Source organism: Citrobacter sp. CK189, from assembly GCF_030333505.1.
GTDB lineage: Bacteria > Pseudomonadota > Gammaproteobacteria > Enterobacterales > Enterobacteriaceae > Citrobacter_B > Citrobacter_B koseri.
In genome coordinates this window covers 39,045-59,910 of the sequence record NZ_JAOWFV010000033.1, presented here as the reverse complement: position 1 = coordinate 59,910, position 20,866 = coordinate 39,045, and the positions used below count along the sequence as shown (strand labels likewise).

General features: G+C 55.5%; 17 protein-coding genes and 4 tRNA genes. 16 read left to right on the top strand and 5 right to left on the bottom strand.

Going from position 1 to position 20,866, the window contains the following annotated elements; translation table 11 throughout:
* Positions 1-46: 46 nt before the first annotated feature.
* The 15 genes from wecB (at position 47) to OGV83_RS03865 (ending at position 12,739) form a co-directional block, all read left to right on the top strand.
* Positions 47-1,177 (top strand): non-hydrolyzing UDP-N-acetylglucosamine 2-epimerase, encoded by a 1,131-nt coding sequence (wecB, locus tag OGV83_RS03935; RefSeq protein ID WP_012131136.1) that lies wholly within the window; start codon positions 47-49, stop codon positions 1,175-1,177.
* Complete coding sequence (gene wecC, locus OGV83_RS03930; protein ID WP_012131137.1) at positions 1,174-2,436, top strand: UDP-N-acetyl-D-mannosamine dehydrogenase; 1,263 nt, start codon at positions 1,174-1,176, stop codon at positions 2,434-2,436. Before wecB ends, wecC begins: the two co-directional genes overlap by 4 nt.
* Complete coding sequence (gene rffG, locus OGV83_RS03925) at positions 2,436-3,503, top strand: dTDP-glucose 4,6-dehydratase (protein WP_047460017.1); 1,068 nt, start codon at positions 2,436-2,438, stop codon at positions 3,501-3,503. The genes wecC and rffG overlap by 1 nt, the downstream gene beginning before the upstream one ends.
* Positions 3,504-3,520: 17 nt before the next feature.
* A complete protein-coding gene (rfbA, locus tag OGV83_RS03920) occupies positions 3,521-4,402 on the top strand; it encodes a glucose-1-phosphate thymidylyltransferase RfbA (RefSeq protein WP_071258130.1) in 882 nt (293 codons plus the stop codon).
* Positions 4,380-5,057 (top strand): dTDP-4-amino-4,6-dideoxy-D-galactose acyltransferase, encoded by a 678-nt coding sequence (gene rffC, locus OGV83_RS03915; protein ID WP_071258132.1) that lies wholly within the window; start codon positions 4,380-4,382, stop codon positions 5,055-5,057. Before rfbA ends, rffC begins: the two co-directional genes overlap by 23 nt.
* A gap of 4 nt (positions 5,058-5,061) precedes the next feature.
* A complete protein-coding gene (gene rffA, locus OGV83_RS03910) occupies positions 5,062-6,192 on the top strand; it encodes a dTDP-4-amino-4,6-dideoxygalactose transaminase (RefSeq protein ID WP_049009039.1) in 1,131 nt (376 codons plus the stop codon).
* Position 6,193: 1 nt separating this feature from the next.
* Positions 6,194-7,444 (top strand): lipid III flippase WzxE, encoded by a 1,251-nt coding sequence (gene wzxE / locus OGV83_RS03905; RefSeq protein ID WP_060816125.1) that lies wholly within the window; start codon positions 6,194-6,196, stop codon positions 7,442-7,444.
* Complete coding sequence (locus OGV83_RS03900) at positions 7,441-8,520, top strand: TDP-N-acetylfucosamine:lipid II N-acetylfucosaminyltransferase (protein ID WP_058668338.1); 1,080 nt, start codon at positions 7,441-7,443, stop codon at positions 8,518-8,520. The genes wzxE and OGV83_RS03900 overlap by 4 nt, the downstream gene beginning before the upstream one ends.
* The gene (gene wzyE / locus OGV83_RS03895; RefSeq protein WP_286463173.1) at positions 8,517-9,869 is read left to right on the top strand and encodes an ECA oligosaccharide polymerase; all 1,353 of its coding nucleotides are present in this window, start codon (positions 8,517-8,519) and stop codon (positions 9,867-9,869) included. The genes OGV83_RS03900 and wzyE overlap by 4 nt, the downstream gene beginning before the upstream one ends.
* 2 nt (positions 9,870-9,871) lie before the next feature.
* Positions 9,872-10,612: a lipopolysaccharide N-acetylmannosaminouronosyltransferase gene (wecG, locus tag OGV83_RS03890; RefSeq protein ID WP_012131145.1), complete on the top strand. Its 741-nt coding sequence runs from the start codon at positions 9,872-9,874 to the stop codon at positions 10,610-10,612.
* A 206-nt stretch (positions 10,613-10,818) separates the two neighbouring features.
* Entirely contained in the window at positions 10,819-12,204 is a 1,386-nt protein-coding gene (thrP, locus tag OGV83_RS03885; protein ID WP_058668340.1) for a bifunctional threonine/serine APC transporter ThrP, read from the top strand.
* Positions 12,205-12,306: 102 nt separating this feature from the next.
* Positions 12,307-12,383 (top strand) — tRNA-Arg (locus OGV83_RS03880).
* 54 nt (positions 12,384-12,437) lie between these two features.
* Positions 12,438-12,513 (top strand) — tRNA-His (locus tag OGV83_RS03875).
* A gap of 19 nt (positions 12,514-12,532) precedes the next feature.
* Positions 12,533-12,619: transfer RNA gene (locus tag OGV83_RS03870), tRNA-Leu, on the top strand.
* A gap of 43 nt (positions 12,620-12,662) precedes the next feature.
* A tRNA-Pro gene (locus tag OGV83_RS03865) sits at positions 12,663-12,739 on the top strand.
* 624 nt (positions 12,740-13,363) lie between these two features.
* On the opposite strand, the gene hemY is transcribed toward OGV83_RS03865, so the two are convergent.
* Genes hemY through hemC form a run of 4 tightly spaced genes read right to left on the bottom strand, consistent with a single transcriptional unit; the run spans position 13,364 to position 17,444 of the window.
* The gene (gene hemY, locus OGV83_RS03860; RefSeq protein ID WP_047460000.1) at positions 13,364-14,560 is read right to left on the bottom strand and encodes a protoheme IX biogenesis protein HemY; all 1,197 of its coding nucleotides are present in this window, start codon (positions 14,558-14,560) and stop codon (positions 13,364-13,366) included.
* 2 nt (positions 14,561-14,562) lie between these two features.
* The gene (gene hemX, locus OGV83_RS03855) at positions 14,563-15,744 is read right to left on the bottom strand and encodes a uroporphyrinogen-III C-methyltransferase (RefSeq protein WP_012131148.1); all 1,182 of its coding nucleotides are present in this window, start codon (positions 15,742-15,744) and stop codon (positions 14,563-14,565) included.
* A 21-nt stretch (positions 15,745-15,765) separates the two neighbouring features.
* Positions 15,766-16,506, bottom strand: coding sequence for a uroporphyrinogen-III synthase (hemD, locus tag OGV83_RS03850; protein ID WP_071258134.1), 741 nt, complete (start codon positions 16,504-16,506; stop codon positions 15,766-15,768).
* The gene (gene hemC / locus OGV83_RS03845; RefSeq protein ID WP_071258150.1) at positions 16,503-17,444 is read right to left on the bottom strand and encodes a hydroxymethylbilane synthase; all 942 of its coding nucleotides are present in this window, start codon (positions 17,442-17,444) and stop codon (positions 16,503-16,505) included. The genes hemD and hemC overlap by 4 nt, the downstream gene beginning before the upstream one ends.
* A gap of 387 nt (positions 17,445-17,831) precedes the next feature.
* Between hemC and cyaA the strand changes: the two genes are divergently transcribed.
* Positions 17,832-20,378 carry a class I adenylate cyclase gene (gene cyaA / locus OGV83_RS03840; RefSeq protein WP_071258135.1) on the top strand — a complete coding sequence of 849 codons (2,547 nt, stop codon included), beginning with the start codon at positions 17,832-17,834 and terminating at the stop codon, positions 20,376-20,378.
* 79 nt (positions 20,379-20,457) lie between these two features.
* Here cyaA and cyaY read toward each other — a convergent pair whose 3' ends face one another.
* The gene (gene cyaY / locus OGV83_RS03835) at positions 20,458-20,778 is read right to left on the bottom strand and encodes an iron donor protein CyaY (RefSeq protein WP_047459992.1); all 321 of its coding nucleotides are present in this window, start codon (positions 20,776-20,778) and stop codon (positions 20,458-20,460) included.
* Positions 20,779-20,866: the final 88 nt, after the last annotated feature.

The window sequence follows — 20,866 nt, the reverse complement described above, 5'->3', positions numbered from 1 at the left end:
AGCAGTGAGGGGTTAGGCCCTCACTGCCTATTCGAAGAGAATCGATGTGAAAGTACTGACTGTATTTGGCACGCGACCGGAGGCCATTAAGATGGCGCCTCTGGTTCATGCGCTGGCAAAGGACCCTCATTTTGAGGCAAAAGTCTGCGTTACTGCGCAGCATCGGGAGATGCTCGATCAGGTTTTGAATCTCTTTTCTATTGTGCCTGACTACGATCTCAATATTATGCAGCCGGGTCAGGGGCTGACAGAGATTACCTGTCGAATCCTGGAAGGATTAAAACCGATTCTTGCCGATTTTAAACCTGATGTCGTATTGGTGCATGGCGATACGACAACCACTCTCGCCACCAGTCTGGCGGCTTTCTACCAGCGTATTCCTGTCGGTCATGTAGAGGCCGGGCTGCGAACCGGCGATCTCTACTCCCCCTGGCCTGAAGAGGCGAACCGCACCTTGACCGGTCGCCTGGCGATGTACCATTTTGCGCCGACGGAAAATTCACGGCAGAATTTACTGCGGGAACAGATCCCTGATAACCACATCTTTGTCACCGGCAATACCGTGATTGATGCGCTGATCTGGGTGCGCGATCGCGTACTGGCCAGCGATACGCTACGCGCCGAACTGGCAAAGCGGTATCCTTTCCTGTGTGACGATAAAAAAATGATCCTGGTGACCGGACATCGCCGTGAGAGCTTTGGCCGGGGGTTTGAGCAAATCTGTCATGCGCTGGCGGAGATAGCCGCTACTAATCAGGATGTACAAATTGTGTATCCGGTTCACCTGAATCCCAACGTCAGCGAACCGGTTAACCGCATCCTGGGTCATGTTGAAAATGTGATACTGATTGAGCCGCAGGATTACCTGCCGTTTGTCTGGCTGATGAACCACGCCTGGCTGATCCTTACCGATTCCGGCGGGATTCAGGAAGAGGCGCCGTCATTAGGCAAACCGGTGTTGGTTATGCGCGAAATGACGGAACGGCCAGAAGCCGTTACCGCTGGCACGGTGCGTCTGGTGGGAACCGATTCACACCGTATTGTGGAAGAAGTCACACGTTTGCTGCACGACGAAAATGAATATCAAACCATGAGCCGCGCCCATAATCCTTATGGCGACGGACAGGCGTGCGGCCGCATTTTACACGCGTTAAAAAATAATCGGGTATCGCTATGAGTTTTACGACCATTTCTGTTATTGGGCTGGGATACATCGGGTTGCCGACGGCTGCGGCCTTTGCTTCTCGCCAAAAGCACGTTATTGGCGTGGATATCAATCAGCAGGCGGTGGACACCATCAACCGTGGAGCCATCCATATTGTTGAGCCGGATCTGGATAGCGTCGTGAAAACTGCGGTTGAAGGAGGATTCCTCCGGGCAACGACAACGCCGGTAGCAGCCGACGCGTACTTGATCGCCGTGCCGACGCCGTTCAAGGGCGATCACGACCCCGATATGGTTTATGTCGAAGCGGCCGCGAAATCTATTGCTCCCGTATTGAAAAAAGGCGCGCTGGTCATCCTCGAATCCACCTCGCCGGTGGGCGCGACAGAACAAATGGCCGCATGGCTGGCGGAAATGCGCCCGGATCTGACTTTCCCGCAGCAGGCGGGGGAACAGGCTGATGTGAACATTGCCTACTGCCCGGAGCGCGTATTGCCAGGTCAGGTCATGGTGGAGCTCATCAAGAATGATCGCGTGATTGGCGGCATGACGCCGGTATGTTCCGCGCGTGCCAGCGAGTTGTACAAGATTTTCCTTGAAGGCGAGTGTGTGGTGACTAATTCCCGCACCGCCGAAATGTGTAAGCTCACGGAAAACAGCTTCCGTGACGTCAATATCGCCTTTGCGAACGAGCTGTCGCTGATTTGCGCCGATCAGGGGATTAACGTCTGGGAACTGATTCGTCTGGCGAATCGTCATCCACGCGTGAATATTCTCCAGCCTGGGCCGGGCGTGGGCGGCCACTGCATCGCCGTCGATCCGTGGTTTATCGTGGCGCAAAACCCGCAGCAGGCGCGACTGATCCGTACCGCGCGTGAAGTGAACGACGGTAAACCACACTGGGTAGTGGCGCAGGTGAAAGCCGCAGTGGCGGATTGCCTGACGGCAACGAATAAGCGCGCCAGCGACATCAAAATCGCCTGCTTTGGTCTGGCGTTTAAACCGAATATTGACGATCTGCGTGAAAGCCCGGCGATGGGCATTGCGCAGGAGATTGCGCAATGGCATGCCGGTGAAACGCTGGTGGTAGAGCCTAATATTCATCAGTTGCCGAAAAAACTGGAAGGTCGCTGCACGTTAGCCACGCTGGAAAATGCGCTGGCGGAAGCGGATGTGCTGGTCATGCTGGTTGACCATCATCCGTTTAAAGCGATTAACGGCGACGCCGTGCGGCAACGCTACATTGTGGATACGAAAGGAGTCTGGCGCTGATGAAACGGATTCTGGTCACTGGCGGCGCGGGATTTATCGGCTCTGCCGTTGTGCGCCACATCATTGATGAAACCCCCGACGCCGTAGTGGTGGTGGATAAGCTCACCTACGCCGGAAACCTGATGTCGCTGGCGCCAGTTGCACAGCATGAGCGCTTTGCCTTTGAGAGAGTGGATATCTGCGATCGGGCATCGCTGGATCGCGTTTTTCAGCAGTACCAGCCGGATTACGTGATGCATCTGGCGGCGGAAAGCCATGTTGACCGGTCTATCGACGGCCCGGCTGCGTTTATTGAAACCAATATCGTGGGAACCTACACGCTGCTGGAAGCGGCCCGGACTTACTGGGCGACGCTCAATGATGAGAAAAAATCGGCGTTTCGTTTCCACCATATCTCCACTGACGAGGTGTATGGCGATCTGCATTCCACGGATGATTTCTTTACTGAGACCACGCCGTATGCGCCGAGCAGTCCTTATTCCGCCTCGAAAGCCAGCAGCGATCACCTGGTGCGCGCGTGGTTGCGTACCTATGGTCTGCCGACGCTGGTCACTAACTGTTCCAATAATTACGGCCCTTACCACTTCCCGGAAAAGCTGATCCCATTGATGATCCTGAACGCGCTGGCGGGTAAACCGCTGCCGGTGTATGGCAATGGACAACAGATCCGCGACTGGCTGTACGTTGAAGATCACGCCAGGGCGCTGTATCGCGTGCTGACGGCGGGCGAAGTGGGGGAGACATATAACATTGGCGGCCATAATGAGCGCAAGAATCTGGAGGTTGTGGAAACGATTTGCGATCTGCTGGAAGAGCTTGCGCCACAAAAACCGCAGGGCGTGGCGCATTATCGCTCCCTGATCGCTTTTGTGGATGACCGTCCAGGCCATGATTTACGCTATGCCATCGACGCAGCGAAAATTGCGCGTGAACTCGGCTGGACGCCGCAGGAAACCTTTGAAAGCGGAATGCGGAAAACCGTGCAGTGGTATCTGGCGAATGAGGCCTGGTGGAAGCCCGTGCAGGATGGCAGCTATCAGGGTGAACGTTTAGGTCTGAAGGGCTAAACCCGGAGGAGGAACGCATGAAAGGTATCATTCTGGCGGGCGGCTCTGGCACCCGCCTGCATCCGATTACGCGCGGCGTGTCAAAGCAGCTTCTGCCGATTTATGACAAGCCGATGATCTACTATCCGCTGTCGGTACTGATGCTGGCGGGTATCCGGGAAATCCTGATTATCACCACACCGGAAGATAAGCACTATTTTCAGCGTCTGCTGGGCGATGGTTCGGAGTTTGGCATTGAGTTGCAGTATGCCGAACAACCCAGCCCGGATGGGCTGGCGCAGGCCTTTATCATTGGTGAAACATTCCTTAACGGCGAGCCGTCCTGTCTTGTACTGGGCGACAATATCTTCTTCGGTCAGGGGTTCAGCCCGAAGTTGCGTCATGTGGCGGCGCAAACCGAAGGGGCGACCGTTTTTGGTTATCAGGTTATGGACCCGGAACGTTTTGGCGTCGTGGAGTTCGACGACAATTTTCGCGCGGTCTCGCTGGAAGAAAAGCCGAAACAGCCGAAATCAAACTGGGCGGTGACCGGTCTCTATTTTTACGACAGCAAGGTAGTAGAGTACGCGAAGCGCGTGAAGCCTTCCGAGCGCGGTGAGCTGGAGATTACGTCCATTAATCAGATGTACCTTAATGACGGCAAGCTGACGGTTGAGTTGCTCGGTCGTGGCTTTGCGTGGCTGGATACCGGCACCCATGACAGCCTGATTGAAGCGAGCACGTTTGTGCAGACGGTTGAAAAACGCCAGGGCTTCAAAATTGCCTGTCTGGAAGAGATCGCCTGGCGTAACGGCTGGCTGGATGACGAGGGCGTAAAACGCGCCGCCAGTTCTTTAGCGAAAACCGGCTATGGCCAATATTTACTGGAGCTACTCCGTGCCCGTCCGCGCCAGTATTGAACCATTAACGTGGGAAAATACGTTCTTTGGCGTCAATAGCGCTATTGTTCGCGTGAACCCTGCCGCGCCGGTGTTAACGCCAGAGGCATTGCAACCCTGGTCGCGCGTGCAGGCGAAAATTTCTGCTGCGCGTACGGATGAATTAGATGCGCTGCAACAGTTGGGGTTTTCGCTGGTAGAAGGCGAAGTCGACTTCAGCCTGCCGGTCGCTGGCGTTGAACGTATTTCTGGCGTGGAAATTGCACAAATTGCCGATATTCCCGCGTTACGTCAACAGGCGTCCGCCGCGTTTGCGCAAAGCCGTTTCCGCGCACCGTGGTATGCGCCGGACGCCAGCGCCCGTTTTTATGCTCAGTGGATTGAAAATGCCGTGCGCGGCACCTTCGATCACCTGTGTCTGGTTATCCGGGCGGCGAATAACGATATTCGCGGGTTTGTCTCGCTGCGCGAACTGAACGACACCGATGCGCGCATCGGCCTGTTGGCCGGGCGTGGCGCAGGGGCAGAATTAATGCAGGCGGCGCTCGAGTGGGCGCAGTCTCGCGGAAAGACAACATTGCGGGTGGCGACCCAGATGGGCAACACCGCCGCGCTTAAACGTTATATACAGAGCGGTGGCAACGTAGAAAGCACCGCGTACTGGTTATACAGGTGACAAAATGATTCCATTTAACGCGCCGCCGGTGGTGGGAACCGAACTCGATTACATGCAGTCAGCGCTGGGAAGCGGCAAGCTTTGCGGAGATGGCGGCTTTACGCGCCGTTGCCAGCAGTGGCTGGAGCAACGTTTTGGCAGCGCTAAAGTGTTGCTGACGCCATCCTGTACGGCGTCACTTGAAATGGCGGCATTGCTGCTGGACATCCAGCCGGGCGATGAAGTCATTATGCCAAGCTACACCTTCGTTTCTACCGCCAACGCCTTTGTGCTGCGCGGGGCGAAAATCATTTTTGTCGATATCCGCCCGGATACCATGAACATTGATGAAACGCTGATTGAAGCGGCGATTACCGACAAGACGCGCGTCATTGTTCCGGTGCATTACGCGGGCGTCGCTTGCGAAATGGACACCATTATGGCGATTGCGAAGCGTCATAATCTGTTTGTGGTGGAAGATGCCGCGCAGGGTGTGATGTCGACCTGGAAAGGCCGTGCGCTGGGGACGATTGGTCATATCGGTTGCTTCAGTTTTCACGAAACCAAAAACTACACGGCAGGTGGTGAAGGCGGCGCGACGCTGATTAACGACCGTTCCCTGATTGAACGGGCGGAAATCATCCGTGAAAAAGGCACCAATCGCAGCCAGTTCTTCCGGGGACAGGTGGATAAATACACCTGGCGGGATATCGGCTCCAGCTATCTGATGTCCGATCTCCAGGCGGCGTATCTGTGGGCGCAGCTGGAAGCGGCCGATCGCATCAATCAACAGCGTCTGGCGCTGTGGCAGACCTACTATGACGCGCTGGCGCCGCTGGCGCGCGCGGGACGTATTGACCTGCCCTCTATCCCGGACGACTGTAGGCACAACGCGCATATGTTTTATATCAAACTGCGGGATATTACCGATCGCAGCGCGCTGATCAACTTCCTGAAAGAAGCGGAAATCATGGCGGTGTTCCATTACATCCCGCTACATGATTGTCCGGCAGGCGACAAGTTTGGCGAGTTCCGTGGCGAAGATCGGTACACCACCAAAGAGAGCGAGCGCCTGCTGCGCTTGCCGCTGTTTTATAATCTGTCTCCCGTTAATCAGCGAACGGTGATCTCGACCTTGCTGAACTATTTCTCCTGATATGTCGCTTGCGAAAGCGTCCCTGTGGACGGCCGCCAGTACGCTGGTGAAAATTGGCGCAGGCTTACTGGTCGTAAAACTGCTGGCGGTGTCGTTTGGCCCTGCGGGCGTCGGCCAGGCGGGTAACTTCCGCCAGATGGTGACCGTGCTCGGCGTGCTGGCCGGGGCCGGGATATTTAACGGGGTGACGAAGTATGTCGCTCAGCATCATGATAACCCTGCCCGGTTGCGTAACGTGGTGGGCACTTCATCCGCAATGGTGCTGGGGTTCTCCACGCTACTGGCGCTGGTCTTCGTGCTGGCGGCGGCCCCCATTAGCCAGGGGCTGTTTGGGCACAGCCACTACCAGGGTCTGGTGCGTTTAGTGGCGCTGGTGCAGATGGGGATCGCCTGGGCGAACCTGCTGCTGGCGCTGATGAAAGGGTTTCGTGACGCTGCCGGGAATGCGCTGTCGCTGATTGTGGGGAGCCTGGTGGGGGTTGTGGCCTACTATGGCTGCTACCGTCTGGGCGGCTATGAAGGTGCGCTGCTGGGTCTGGCGCTGGTGCCTGCGCTGGTGGTGATCCCGGCGGCGATTATGCTGATTAAACGCGGCGCGATCCCGCTTAGCTACCTGAAACCGTCGTGGGATAAAGGGCTTGCCGGACAGCTCAGCAAATTTACGCTGATGGCGCTGATTACGTCCGTCACGCTACCGGTGGCTTATGTGATGATGCGAAACCTGCTGGCGGCGCATTACAGCTGGGATGATGTTGGTATCTGGCAGGGCGTAAGCAGTATTTCCGATGCCTATCTACAATTTATTACCGCCTCGTTTAGCGTGTACTTATTGCCAACGCTGTCGCGTCTGACCGAAAAGCAGGCGATTACGCGCGAAGTGGTGAAATCGCTGAAATTTGTTCTGCCTGCGGTGGCGGCGGCGAGTTTTACGGTCTGGCTGCTGCGTGATTTCGCCATCTGGCTGCTCTTTTCCGCCAAATTCACCGCCATGCGCGATCTGTTCGCCTGGCAACTGGTGGGCGATGTGCTGAAAGTGGGCGCGTACGTTTTTGGCTATCTGGTGATCGCAAAAGCGTCGCTGCGGTTTTATATTCTGGCTGAGATTAGCCAGTTCATTTTGTTGACGGCATTCGCCCACTGGCTGATCCCCGCGCATGGCGCGCTGGGGGCGGCACAGGCGTATATGGCCACCTATGTGGTCTATTTCTCTCTCTGTTGTGGCGTGTTTTTACTCTGGCGTAGGCGGGCATGACTGTACTGATTCACGTACTGGGATCGGATATCCCTCACCATAATCAAACCGTGCTGCGGTTTTTCAATGATGCGCTGGCCGCGACAAGCGAGCATGCGCGCGTGTTTATGGTTGCAGGTCAGGATGCGGGGCTCAGGGAAAGCTGCCCGGCTCTGTCGCTGAGTTTCTACGCCGGGAAAAAAACGCTGGCTGAGGCGGTCATCGCCAAAGCGAAAGCCAATCGCCGGCAACGTTTCTTCTTCCACGGTCAGTTCAATACCAGCCTGTGGCTGGCGCTGCTAAGTGGCGGAATCAAACCTGAGCAGTTTTACTGGCACATCTGGGGCGCGGATCTGTATGAAGTTTCCCGTGGGCTGAAATTCCGTCTGTTTTACCCCGTTCGCCGCATGGCGCAAAATCGAGTGGGCTGTGTGTTCGCTACTCGTGGCGATTTGAGCTATTTCGCCCGTCAGCACCCGCGCGTGCGTGGTGAACTGCTCTATTTCCCGACGCGAATGGACTCTTCGCTTAATAACATGGCAAACGATCGTCCGCGTGAAGGGAAAATGACGGTTCTGGTGGGTAACTCCGGCGATCGCAGTAACGAACATATTGCGGCGTTACGCGCGGTGTATCAGCAGTTCGGCGACACGGTAAATGTGATCGTGCCGATGGGCTATCCGGCCAATAACGACGCGTACATTGATGAAGTCCGTCAGGCGGGACTGGCGCTGTTCAGTGCGGAAAATTTACACATCCTCAGCGAAAAACTGGAATTCGATGCCTATCTGGCGCTGCTTCGCCAGTGCGACCTCGGGTATTTCATCTTTGCCCGTCAGCAGGGAATCGGCACGTTGTGTCTGCTTATCCAGGCCGGTGTCCCGTGCGTGCTTAACCGTGAGAACCCGTTCTGGCAGGATATGGCGGAACAGCATCTGCCCGTGTTGTTCACGACGGACGCGCTTAATGAGGGCGTGGTTCGTGAGGCGCAGCGGCAGCTGGCGTCCGTGGATAAAAGCGGGATCACCTTCTTTAGCCCAAATTACCTTGAAGCGTGGCATAACGCGTTACGCATTGCCGCAGGAGACGCCGCATGAGCCTGATGCAATTTAGCGGGTTACTGGTCGTCTGGCTGCTCTCTACGCTGTTTATCGCCACGTTGACCTGGTTTGAGTTTCGCCGCGTGCGCTTTAACTTCAACGTATTCTTTTCATTGCTGTTTTTGCTGACCTTTTTCTTCGGCTTCCCGTTGACCAGCGTGCTGGTGTTCCGCTTTGACGTCGGCGTGGCGCCGCCGGAAATCCTGTTGCAGACGTTATTGTCCGCTGCGTGTTTTTATGCCGTTTATTACGTGACCTATAAAACCCGCTTACGTAAACGCGTGACGGATGTGCCGCGCAAGCCGCTATTTACCATGAACCGGGTGGAGACTCACCTTACCTGGGTCATGCTGATGGGGATTGCACTGGTGAGCGTTGGCATCTTCTTTATGCACAATGGGTTCCTGCTGTTCCGGCTGCACTCTTACAGCCAGATCTTCTCCAGCGAAGTCTCCGGCGTGGCATTGAAACGCTTCTTCTACTTCTTTATTCCGGCGATGCTGGTGATCTACTTCCTGCGCCAGGACAGTAAAGCGTGGCTGTTTTTCCTGGTGAGTACCGTTGCGTTTGGCCTGCTGACCTACATGATTGTTGGCGGCACGCGCGCTAACATCATTATCGCGTTTGCCATCTTCCTGTTTATCGGCATTATTCGTGGCTGGATCTCGCTGTGGATGCTGGCGGCGGCGGGTGTGCTGGGAATTGTCGGGATGTTCTGGCTGGCGCTGAAGCGCTATGGGCTGAACGTGAGCGGCGATGAGGCGTTTTACACTTTCCTGTATCTGACCCGCGATACCTTCTCGCCGTGGGAGAACCTGGCGCTGCTGTTGCAAAACTACGACAACATCGATTTCCAGGGACTGGCGCCGATCGTCCGTGATTTTTATGTCTTTATTCCTTCGTGGCTGTGGCCTGGGCGTCCGGGCATTGTGCTGAATTCAGCCAACTACTTTACCTGGGAAGTGCTGAACAACCACTCTGGCCTCGCCATTTCCCCCACGTTGATTGGTTCGCTGGTGGTGATGGGCGGCGCGCTGTTTATCCCTCTGGGGGCGGTCGCGGTTGGGCTGATTATCAAATGGTTTGACTGGCTGTATGAGCTTGGCAACCGCGAGACGAATCGCTATAAGGCGGCGATTTTGCACAGTTTCTGCTTTGGCGCCATCTTCAATATGATTGTTCTGGCGCGAGAAGGGCTGGATTCTTTTGTCTCGCGAGTGGTCTTTTTCCTCGTGATTTTTGGTGCCTGCCTGCTGGTGGCAAAACTTTTGTTCTGGCTTTTCGATTGTGCCGGGTTGGTCCATCAACGGACGAAACCGCAGCCGCAGACTCAGGTTGAAGGATAATAATGACGGATAACACGACAGCGCCGCTCTATTCACTTCGTGGATTGCAGCTGATTGGCTGGCGCGATATGCAACATGCGCTGAATTACCTGTTTGCCGATGGGCAAATGAAGCAGGGTACGCTGGTGGCGATCAATGCTGAGAAAATGCTGACCGCAGAAGATGACCCGGAAGTCAGGGCGTTGATTGATGCCGCTGAGTTTAAATATGCGGATGGCATTAGCGTCGTGCGCTCAGTGCGTAAGAAATTCCCCCAGGCGCAGGTTTCACGGGTGGCCGGGGCCGATCTCTGGGAAGAGCTGATGGCGCGCGCCGGTAAAGAAGGGACGCCTGTTTTTCTGGTCGGCGGTAAGCCGGAGGTGCTGGCGCAGACGGAAGCGAAACTGCGTGCGCAGTGGAACGTCAATATTGTCGGTAGCCAGGACGGTTATTTTAAACCTGAGCAGCGCCAGGCGCTGTTTGAGCGCATCCATGCCAGCGGGGCGAAGATTGTGACCGTGGCAATGGGATCGCCGAAACAAGAAATCCTGATGCGCGACTGTCGGGTGATTCATCCTCAGGCCTTATATATGGGGGTGGGCGGCACCTACGATGTCTTTACCGGTCATGTGAAACGCGCGCCCAAAATGTGGCAGACGCTGGGGCTGGAGTGGCTGTATCGCCTGCTGTCTCAGCCGAGCCGTATCACCCGCCAGCTGCGTCTGTTGCGCTATCTCCGCTGGCATTACACCGGCAATCTCTGAACGCTGCTTTTCTTACGGGCAGCGCATTCTGCTTAATACGTTGCCCGCCTCCCACATTTTTGTTCCTTTTTTACACAAAACATGCATTTTTTTAATGCTTCATTTGCCATTTTGCCAAATTTAAGAAACCATTCGCATCGCTTGATGTACCCATAACAATAACCGGCAACAACGCCGGAACGAGTGCAAACACGACAAGAGGATTTATGGCAGAGAAAAAACCGGAGCTACAGCGTGGGCTGGAAGCTCGTCATATCGAATTGATCGCCCTTGGGGGCACGATTGGCGTTGGGTTGTTTATGGGCGCCGCCAGTACGCTGAAATGGGCGGGGCCCTCCGTGCTGCTGGCGTATATCGTCGCCGGGCTGTTCGTCTTTTTCATCATGCGCTCAATGGGCGAAATGCTGTTCCTGGAGCCGGTTACTGGCTCATTCGCCGTTTATGCGCACCGTTACATGAGCCCCTTCTTTGGCTATCTCACCGCGTGGTCATACTGGTTTATGTGGATGGCGGTGGGGATATCGGAAATAACCGCTATCGGGGTATACGTGCAGTTCTGGTTCCCGGACATGGCGCAATGGATACCCGCCCTGATCGCCGTTGGGCTGGTGGCGCTGGCTAATCTGGCCGCTGTCCGTCTGTACGGCGAAATCGAGTTCTGGTTTGCGATGATCAAAGTCACCACCATCATTGTGATGATTGTGGTCGGACTGGGGGTGATTTTCTTTGGCTTTGGCAATAGCGGCCAGGCGATCGGTTTTGGCAACCTGACGGAACACGGCGGCTTCTTTGCCGGTGGCTGGAAAGGGTTCCTGACGGCGTTGTGTATTGTGGTCGCCTCCTATCAGGGCGTGGAGCTGATCGGCATTACCGCGGGTGAAGCGAAGAATCCGCAGGTTACGCTGCGCAGCGCGGTAGGCAAGGTACTGTGGCGTATCCTGATTTTCTATGTAGGGGCGATTTTCGTTATCGTGACGATCTTCCCGTGGAACGAAATCGGCAGTAACGGCAGCCCGTTTGTACTCACTTTTGCCAAAATCGGGATTACCGCTGCGGCGGGCATTATTAACTTCGTGGTGCTGACCGCCGCGCTTTCCGGCTGTAACAGCGGCATGTATAGCTGCGGACGTATGCTGTATGCCCTGGCGAAAAACCGCCAGCTTCCGGCGGCGATGGCGAAAGTCTCCCGTCATGGCGTACCGGTCGCCGGGGTGGCGCTGTCGATCGCGATTCTGCTGATTGGTTCATGCCTGAACTACATTATTCCGAACCCGCAGCGGGTGTTTGTGTATGTCTACAGCGCCAGCGTATTGCCGGGTATGGTGCCGTGGTTCGTGATCCTGATTAGCCAGTTGCGTTTCCGTCGTGCTCATAAAGACGCGATGATCAGCCATCCTTTCCGTTCTATTATGTTCCCGTGGGCGAATTATCTGACGATGGCGTTCCTGGTTTGCGTTTTAATTGGCATGTACTTGAATGAAGATACCCGTATGTCGCTGTTTGTCGGCATCATCTTCCTGCTTGCCGTCACGCTCGTCTACAAGGTTTTCGGCCTGAATCGCGCCGGAACTGCCCACAAGGTGGGGGAATAAGCAGCAAAACGCGCAAAGCGTAACCAAACGCGCATTTTATTTAAAAAGGCACTAGACAGAGGGGTGGGAAGTCCGTATTATCCACCCCCGCAACGGCGCTAAGCGCCCGTAGCTCAGCTGGATAGAGCGCTGCCCTCCGGAGGCAGAGGTCTCAGGTTCGAATCCTGTCGGGCGCACCATTTACCCGGTGCTGGAGCTGCGGTGGTTTTAATACCGCGTAAAAGATTTCAGTGGTGGCTATAGCTCAGTTGGTAGAGCCCTGGATTGTGATTCCAGTTGTCGTGGGTTCGAATCCCATTAGCCACCCCATTATTAAAAGTTGTGAAATGCGAAGGTGGCGGAATTGGTAGACGCGCTAGCTTCAGGTGTTAGTGTCCTTACGGACGTGGGGGTTCAAGTCCCCCCCCTCGCACCACGACTTAAAGAGTTGAACTAAAAATTCAAAAAAAGCAGTACATCGGCGAGTAGCGCAGCTTGGTAGCGCAACTGGTTTGGGACCAGTGGGTCGGAGGTTCGAATCCTCTCTCGCCGACCAATTTTGAACCCCGCTTCGGCGGGGTTTTTTGTTTTCACCTCTTCTTCCTCTTCTTTCCCGATCCCCTGTATCGCTGTCGCAATGTTGAGACATTCCAGGCTTCTGTTGTCGCTATCTGGTGACGTCTAACGTCATGATTTATCACTAATTATCGGTATTGCGTGTTATTTGTCTCCGTTCAGAGACAAAGAGGGGATTTTTATGGCGAAGAAGGCTGGCAGAAACCGCCGCAGAGCCGCGAATGGCCTGATACGTTAAAAAGTCTGAATCCTTATTTTTGGCGGTGCAATCCTGGCATGCAATGTGCAATAATATCCCTGTAGATGCTCATTCCATCTCTTATGTTCGCCTTAGTGCCTCATAAACTCAGGAATGATGCAGAGCCGTTTACGGTGCTTATCGTCCACAGACAGATGTCGCTTACGCCTCATCAAACACCATGGACATAACGTTGAGTGAAGCACCCATTTATGTTGTCATACAGACCTGTTTTGACGCCTGCTTATTTGAGCAGGCGTTTTTTTATGGGGAAGCGGAAGAGAACTGCCGGATGGCGGCTTCGCCTTATCCGGCCTACGGTGACCTGGCAGGCCCGGTAAGCGTAGCGCCACCGGGCAATGGATATTACTGCGGAGGATTGTTCTGCAAGGTCAGCATAAGACCGTCGCGGCGCATGGTGGCCGCTTCTTCCGGCTGATGCAACCGGTCCAGCGCATCGGCGAGCCAGGCGTAGTCGTAGGCGTCAGGGCGTTGCTTGAGCGCGGCGCGGAAGGCGAACGTAGCCTCCTGCCATTCGCCATGCTTCATCAATGACTGACCCAGCGTGCTCCACAGTAGCGGACGATCGCCAACGGTTTTAATCTGCTGGCGCAGCACTTTTTCCAGCTGCTCCGGGTTGTTGGTTTTCAGGCGCGGGATCGGCAGAACCAGGCGGTCGTCATACTGGCGCTTCAGGCCGTCGATGATGATCTGCTGCGCCATATCGTGATCGTCACATTCAATCAGATGCTCTGCCATTGCCACTTGCAGCGGAACCTGGTGGCGAGTTTTACGGCTCTGGTTCTTCCACCATTCGCGTAATCCTTCGCTGCCCTGATCGGCTCGCGCCTGATCCATCAGCCCAATCCAGGCCTGCTGTTCCAGCATGGCGCGATGTTCTTCATCACCGACGTTGGCCTTCGCCATTGACGGGATGATGTCCAGCAGCGAACTCCATGCTCCGGTGCGGATGTAAGCCTGTTCCGCCAGGCGCAGCACTTCTGGATGACGCGGGGTAACTTCCAGCAGTTTGTCCACGCCGTGACGCGCCGCATGATTCTCGTTGCGCGCCAGTTGCAGACGTACGCGGGCGATCTCCACCGGAATCGTGTCATTGCCCGCCAGTTCAGCGGCACGTTCCAGATGCTGATTAGCGCGCGCTTCGTCACCACGCTGTTGCGCGGCTTCGGCGGCCAGCAGATAGTTCACCACCGGCTGTTCAGCGTGATCGGCATTCTTCGCCATCAGCTTCTCAACCTGCTGGTAATCGCCTTCCGCCAGCTTAAGCAGCGCCTGTTCGGTCTGCTTACGTGCGCGGCGGCGTTTACGCCCGACAAACCAGCCGCGAGTGTGCGCGCCGGTGCGGAAAACGCGTCGCAGCAGCCACTCAATGGCGAACAGAATGACCATCATAACGATCAGGATGATCACCAGCCCCGTTACGCTGGTCTCAATGTTGTAATTATCGGTCTGGATCAGAACATAGCCCTGATGACCGGCGATCATTGGGCCTATGACGATACCGGCGATCAACAACACAAAGAGCAATAATACTTTCAGCATCATTATTCTCCTTGCGGCGCGGCTGCCGGTGCTTCTGCCTGCGGAGCAGGGGCCTGAGCCGCTTCGGTCGTGGCCGCCGCCGGCTGCGCCAGCAGGTTACGCACGCGAGTCTGCATCAGTTTCTCAAGAATCGGCTGGCTCTGTAACGTCTCCGGCACGTCCATCGTGATGCTCTGTTGACTCAGTTTATCCACGTCATCAAGAAACGCTTTGGTCGTTGCGTCGTCGGTGTCGTAGTACGCGCGTACCCAGGTGGAGACATTATCCAGCGCCTGACGGTAAGTCTCTTCCTGATGACGCGGCACGGCTTGCGCCGCCACTAACAGGCGGGAGCGGATGTTTTCACGTAAGTAAACGTCCTGGTTCGGTGCCAGCAGCGGGACGGCGGTGTCATCACGACGGCGAATAGTAATAAAGCTGTCCATAAAGTTCTGCCAGCTTTTTTGCAGGTTAACGCGCCATTCGCTGATCGAGCTGGACAGCTCGCTGCTGTCGGAGTCCATTGGCGAATCGTCGGTGTCATTATCGGCCAGACGCAGGTTATCAATCTGGTTAGAGAGCTGGTTCACTTTGAGGATAATGCCGTCGTAGTCCACCTGCGCCACCGCCGACAGGCTGGCAATATCATCGGTAATGGCGCGGCGCGCGGCGATCAGACTGGGGTCGTTCATGTCCGCCAGGCTGGCATCCGCGCTTTTGAGCAGCGCCGCAGCGGTGGTGACATCCTGATCGCTCCACAATTTACGTCCGGCGAGTTTGACCAGAAAATCAGATTGCGCCAGCAGCCAGGTTTTGGCATCGCTGCCGGAGATCGTCGCGACTTTCTGTTGCACTTCATCCAGCTGTTTCGCCAGCGCGGCCTGTTGGCGATTTGCATCATCCAGTTGCGTCGCCTGCTGTTTGATAATGCCTTCCAGCTCCGCTTTTTGGCTTTCCTGGGCTTTTTGCAGCGCCGTAAGTTGGTTAACCAGCGCATCGCTGGTGGCCGTTTGTTTAACGGCCTGCTGCTTTCCCCAGCCATACAGACCGACGCCCGCGGCTAGGGCAATGGCGATTGCCACCGCACTCAATACCAGCGCGGCGCCGTTCTTACTCTTCTTTTCTGCATTGACTGGCTGCGGCGTGGTTTCCACGGCCTCCCTGGTCTCTTCAACCACGGCGGAGGATTTTTCTTGTTCCGTCATTATGGCATCCCATTATGAGAGTTATTGTAATGCGCGCAGTAGCGCATCGTTGTCGGCGTTATCAGCGACCTTAATATCTTGCCAGCCCAGTTCCCGGGCGAGGTGCGCCAGACGCTCACTGACGACCAGCAGCCGACAGCGTAGTAACCAGTGCTCACGATACCACTGCGGGATCAGCGACCAGAGCTGTTGCAGCATTTCGCCGCTGGTGACAACAATCGTCGTCACGCCGCGAGAGTGCCAGCGCATCGCCTCTTCCGCGCCATCGTAATGTTTTGCACTGCGTTGATAACATTCACAAAAGGTGACTTCAGCGCCGCGTTCTGTGAGGGTTTTGCCTAACAGTTCACGCCCGCCGTTGCCCCGTAAAATAAGCGCTCGTTTTCCCGCAATATTTTGTAATTCAGGTAATTGTAGCAAGACTTCGCTGATTTCCCGATCCAGAGGATAGCGAATATCGCATCCGCTAACGGTATGCAGCGCCAGCGCCGTTGTGCGCCCGATGGCGAAGTAGCGTGGCTGCACAGGCCAGCCCAGTCCCTGCTGTTGCAGTTGGGCGTGGGCAAAGGCGACGGCGTGTTGCGAGAGGGCGAACACCAGATCGTTGTCCGTGAGCGCCGCCAGGCGATCGGCAAGCGTTGCCAGTTCCCGGCCCGGCGTAAACTCAATAAGCGGAAAACTCCAGGCCACCTGCCCCAGTGTGCGCAGACGGCTCACTAACTCTTCCCCGGAGGGAGACGGGCGGGTGACCAGAATACTCATGCGGGCGCTTCTCCGTTATAAACCTCGGTCAGAATCGCGCGGGCGCCGTTTTCCAGCAGCTCTTCCGCCAGGGAAATGCCCATTTGCGCGGCGTCCTGCGGCAATCCGCGACGTTCTCCGCGAATCATCTGCGAACCGTCAGGCGCGCCAACCAGCGCACGCAGCCAGACTTCACCATCAATGATTTCAGCATAGCTGCCAATCGGCACCTGACAGCCCCCTTCCAGGCGGGTGTTCATGGCGCGTTCGGCTTTTACACGTAGCGCGGTTTCTTCATGATTCAGCGGTGCTAACAGCGCCTGAGTACGTGCGTCATCCAGTCGGCATTCAATGCCCACTGCGCCTTGCCCTACGGCAGGGAGAGAGATTTCGGGAGGCAGCGCGGTGCGAATACGCGACGTCAGACCTAACCGTTTTAACCCGGCAACCGCCAGGATAATTGCGTCATAATCACCGTTATCGAGCTTACTCAGGCGTGTGCCGACGTTGCCGCGCAGCGAGCGGATGACGAGATCCGGGCGACGCTCGGCCAACTGGCACTGGCGACGCAAACTTGATGTGCCGACGATGCTGCCTGCGGGCAGTTCATCCAGATTGTTGTATTGGTTCGAGACGAAAGCATCGCGTGGATCTTCGCGTTCGCAAATCGTGACCAGGCCAAGCCCTTGCGGGAATTCTACCGGCACATCTTTCATCGAATGCACGGCGATATCGGCGCGCTTTTCCAGCAGCGCGACTTCCAGCTCTTTTACAAACAAGCCCTTACCGCCCACTTTTGCCAGAGGGGTGTCCAGAATCACGTCGCCGCGCGTCACCATCGGCACCAGTTCCACGACCAGTCCCGGATGCTGTGCTATCAACGCGTCTTTGACATAATGTGCCTGCCAGAGCGCAAGGGGGCTTTGGCGTGTGGCAATTCTTAAAACATTGTCTAACATGCTTGTTACCGTCATTATCGTCCGTGGACCATCCTAACATCCTTACAAGTGGGATGTCAGTGTTACGGTCAAAGGTGAGTAAGAGGATCAGGCGCGGCGTCGCGACTGGCAGTGAATAATGACGAGAAACCGCCTGACCGTATTAAGGAATTTACACGCAGCTAACGGTGCTACACTTGTATGTAGTGCATCTTTCTTTACGGTCAATGAGCAAGGTGTTAAATTGATCACGTTTTAGACCATTTTTTCGTCTTTACCCCTTAATGGGGAGAAGGATGAAAAAGGTAACGGTTATTTTTGACATACGGTTTATCCCGAATGGTTTGGTTGTCCGCACTCGCGATGGCAATCAGACGCATGACGGGTAGCAACATCAGGCGATACGTCTTGTACCTCTATATTGAGACTTTGAAACAGAGACTGGATGCCATCAATCAATTGCGTGTGGATCGCGCGCTTGCTGCCATGGGCCCTGCCTTCCAGCAGGTATACAGTCTGCTGCCGACATTATTGCACTACCATAATCCGCTGATGCCGGGTTACCTCGACGGTAACGTTCCCAAGGGCATATGCTTTTACACGCCTGATGAAACCCAACGCCACTACCTGAATGAACTTGAACTGTACCGGGGAATGTCCACGCAGGACCCGCCGAAAGGCGAGCTGCCGATCACCGGCGTGTACTCAATGGGCAGTACATCTTCAGTAGGGCAAAGCTGTTCTTCTGACCTGGATATCTGGGTCTGCCACCAGTCCTGGCTTGATAGCGAAGAGCGCCAGTTGCTGCAACGTAAATGCAGCCTGCTGGAAAGCTGGGCCGCTTCGCTGGGCGTGGAAGTCAGCTTCTTCCTGATCGACGAAAACCGTTTCCGCCATAATGAAAGCGGCAGTCTGGGTGGTGAAGACTGCGGCTCGACGCAGCACATCCTGCTGCTCGACGAATTTTATCGCACCGCTGTGCGTCTGGCCGGTAAGCGTATTCTGTGGAATATGGTGCCGTGCGACGAAGAAGAGCATTACGACGACTACGTCATGACGCTTTACGCGCAGGGTGTCCTCACGCCAAACGAATGGCTGGATCTGGGCGGATTAAGCTCGCTCTCCGCCGAAGAGTACTTTGGCGCCAGCCTCTGGCAGTTGTACAAGAGTATCGATTCCCCGTACAAAGCGGTGCTGAAAACGCTGCTGCTGGAAGCCTACTCCTGGGAATATCCCAATCCGCGCCTGTTGGCGAAAGACATTAAACAGCGCCTGCATGACGGCGAGATCGTTTCGTTTGGTCTCGACCCGTATTGCATGATGCTGGAACGCGTGACCGAATACCTCACGGCTATCGAAGATCCGACGCGTCTTGATTTAGTCCGTCGATGTTTCTACTTAAAAGTGTGTGAGAAACTGAGCCGTGAACGCGCCTGCGTTGGCTGGCGTCGTGAAGTGTTAAGTCAGTTAGTGAACGAGTGGGGATGGGACGACGCCCGTCTGACAATGCTCGACAACCGGGCGAACTGGAAGATCGATCAGGTACGCGAAGCGCATAACGAACTGCTCGACGCCATGATGCAGAGCTATCGTAATCTGATCCGTTTTGCCCGCCGTAACAATCTCAGCGTTAGCGCCAGCCCGCAGGATATTGGCGTGCTGACGCGTAAACTGTATGCCGCATTTGAAGCCCTGCCGGGCAAAGTGACGCTGGTGAACCCGCAGATTTCACCGGATCTCTCCGAACCGAACCTAACCTTTATCCATGTGCCGCCGGGCCGGGCCAACCGTTCTGGCTGGTATCTCTACAACCGTGCGCCGAACATGGATTCGATCATCAGCCATCAGCCGCTGGAATATAACCGCTACCTGAACAAACTGGTGGCGTGGGCCTGGTTTAACGGTTTGCTGACGTCGCGTACCCACCTGTTTATTAAGGGCAACGGCATTGTGGACCTGCCTAAGTTGCAGGAGATGGTGGCCGATGTGTCGCACCATTTCCCGCTGCGTTTGCCTGCGCCAACGCCGAAAGCGCTCTACAGTCCGTGTGAAATTCGCCATCTGGCGATCATCGTTAACCTTGAATATGACCCGACGGCGGCGTTCCGCAATCAGGTGGTGCATTTTGATTTCCGTAAGCTGGATGTCTTCAGCTTTGGAGAAGAGCAAAACTGCCTGGTCGGCAGTGTCGACCTGTTGTATCGCAACTCGTGGAACGAAGTGCGTACCCTGCACTTCAACGGCGAACAGGCGATGATTGAAGCGCTGAAAACGATTCTCGGTAAAATGCACCAGGATGCCGCGCCGCCGGACAGCGTGGAAGTGTTCTGCTATAGCCAGCATCTGCGCGGCCTGATCCGCACCCGCGTACAGCAACTGGTCTCCGAGTGCATTGAACTGCGCCTCTCCAGCACCCGCCAGGAAACCGGACGTTTTAAAGCGCTGCGCGTTTCGGGCCAAACCTGGGGGCTGTTCTTCGAGCGCCTGAATGTTTCGGTGCAGAAACTGGAAAACGCCATTGAGTTTTACGGCGCGATTTCGCACAACAAACTTCACGGACTTTCCGTTCAGGTTGAGACCAACCATGTGAAATTACCGTCGGTGGTGGATGGGTTCGCCAGCGAAGGGATCATCCAGTTCTTCTTTGAAGAAACCGGCGATGAGAAAGGCTTTAATATTTATATTCTGGACGAGAGTAACCGGGCGGAAGTGTATCACCACTGCGAAGGCAGCAAAGAAGAGCTGGTACGCGACGTGAGCCGCTTTTATTCGTCGTCGCACGATCGCTTCACCTACGGCTCCAGCTTCATCAACTTCAACCTGCCGCAGTTCTACCAGATTGTGAATACCGACGGTCGCGAGCAGGTCATTCCGTTCCGTACCCAGCCCATCAGCGCCGTGCCACCGGCAAACCAGGACAACGACGCGCCGTTGTTACAGCAGTATTTCTCGTGAACATGATGCCGGATGGCGGTGTTACAAATGACGCGAGATACGTAGGCCGGATAAGCGCAGCGCCATCCGGCAATAAAACTTAGCGGAAGCTCACCGCTTCTCCAGCCTGTTGTGTCGCGGCCTGCTCCAGCAGATCCCAGAAGGTTTCGCCGCTGCGATCGCAAATCCATTCGTCGCCTTTCAGGTCAAAATGGTAGCCGCCCTGTTTGGTCGCCAGCCATACCTGGTGCAGCGGCTCCTGACGGTTGATGATGATTTTGCTGCCGTTTTCAAAGGTAATGGTTAGCACGCCGCCGTTGATTTCGCAGTCGATATCGCTGTCGCCGTCCCAGTCGTCCAGACGTTCTTCAATGGTCATCCACAGGGTGTCTGCGAGGCGATGAAATTCACTGTCGTTCATTGTTGTTTCCCGTTTTTTACGTGATGGCGGCAGTATAACCTGGAAGAATTCATGATGCAGTTTTCAGCCAACTCTTGCTTTTACGTCT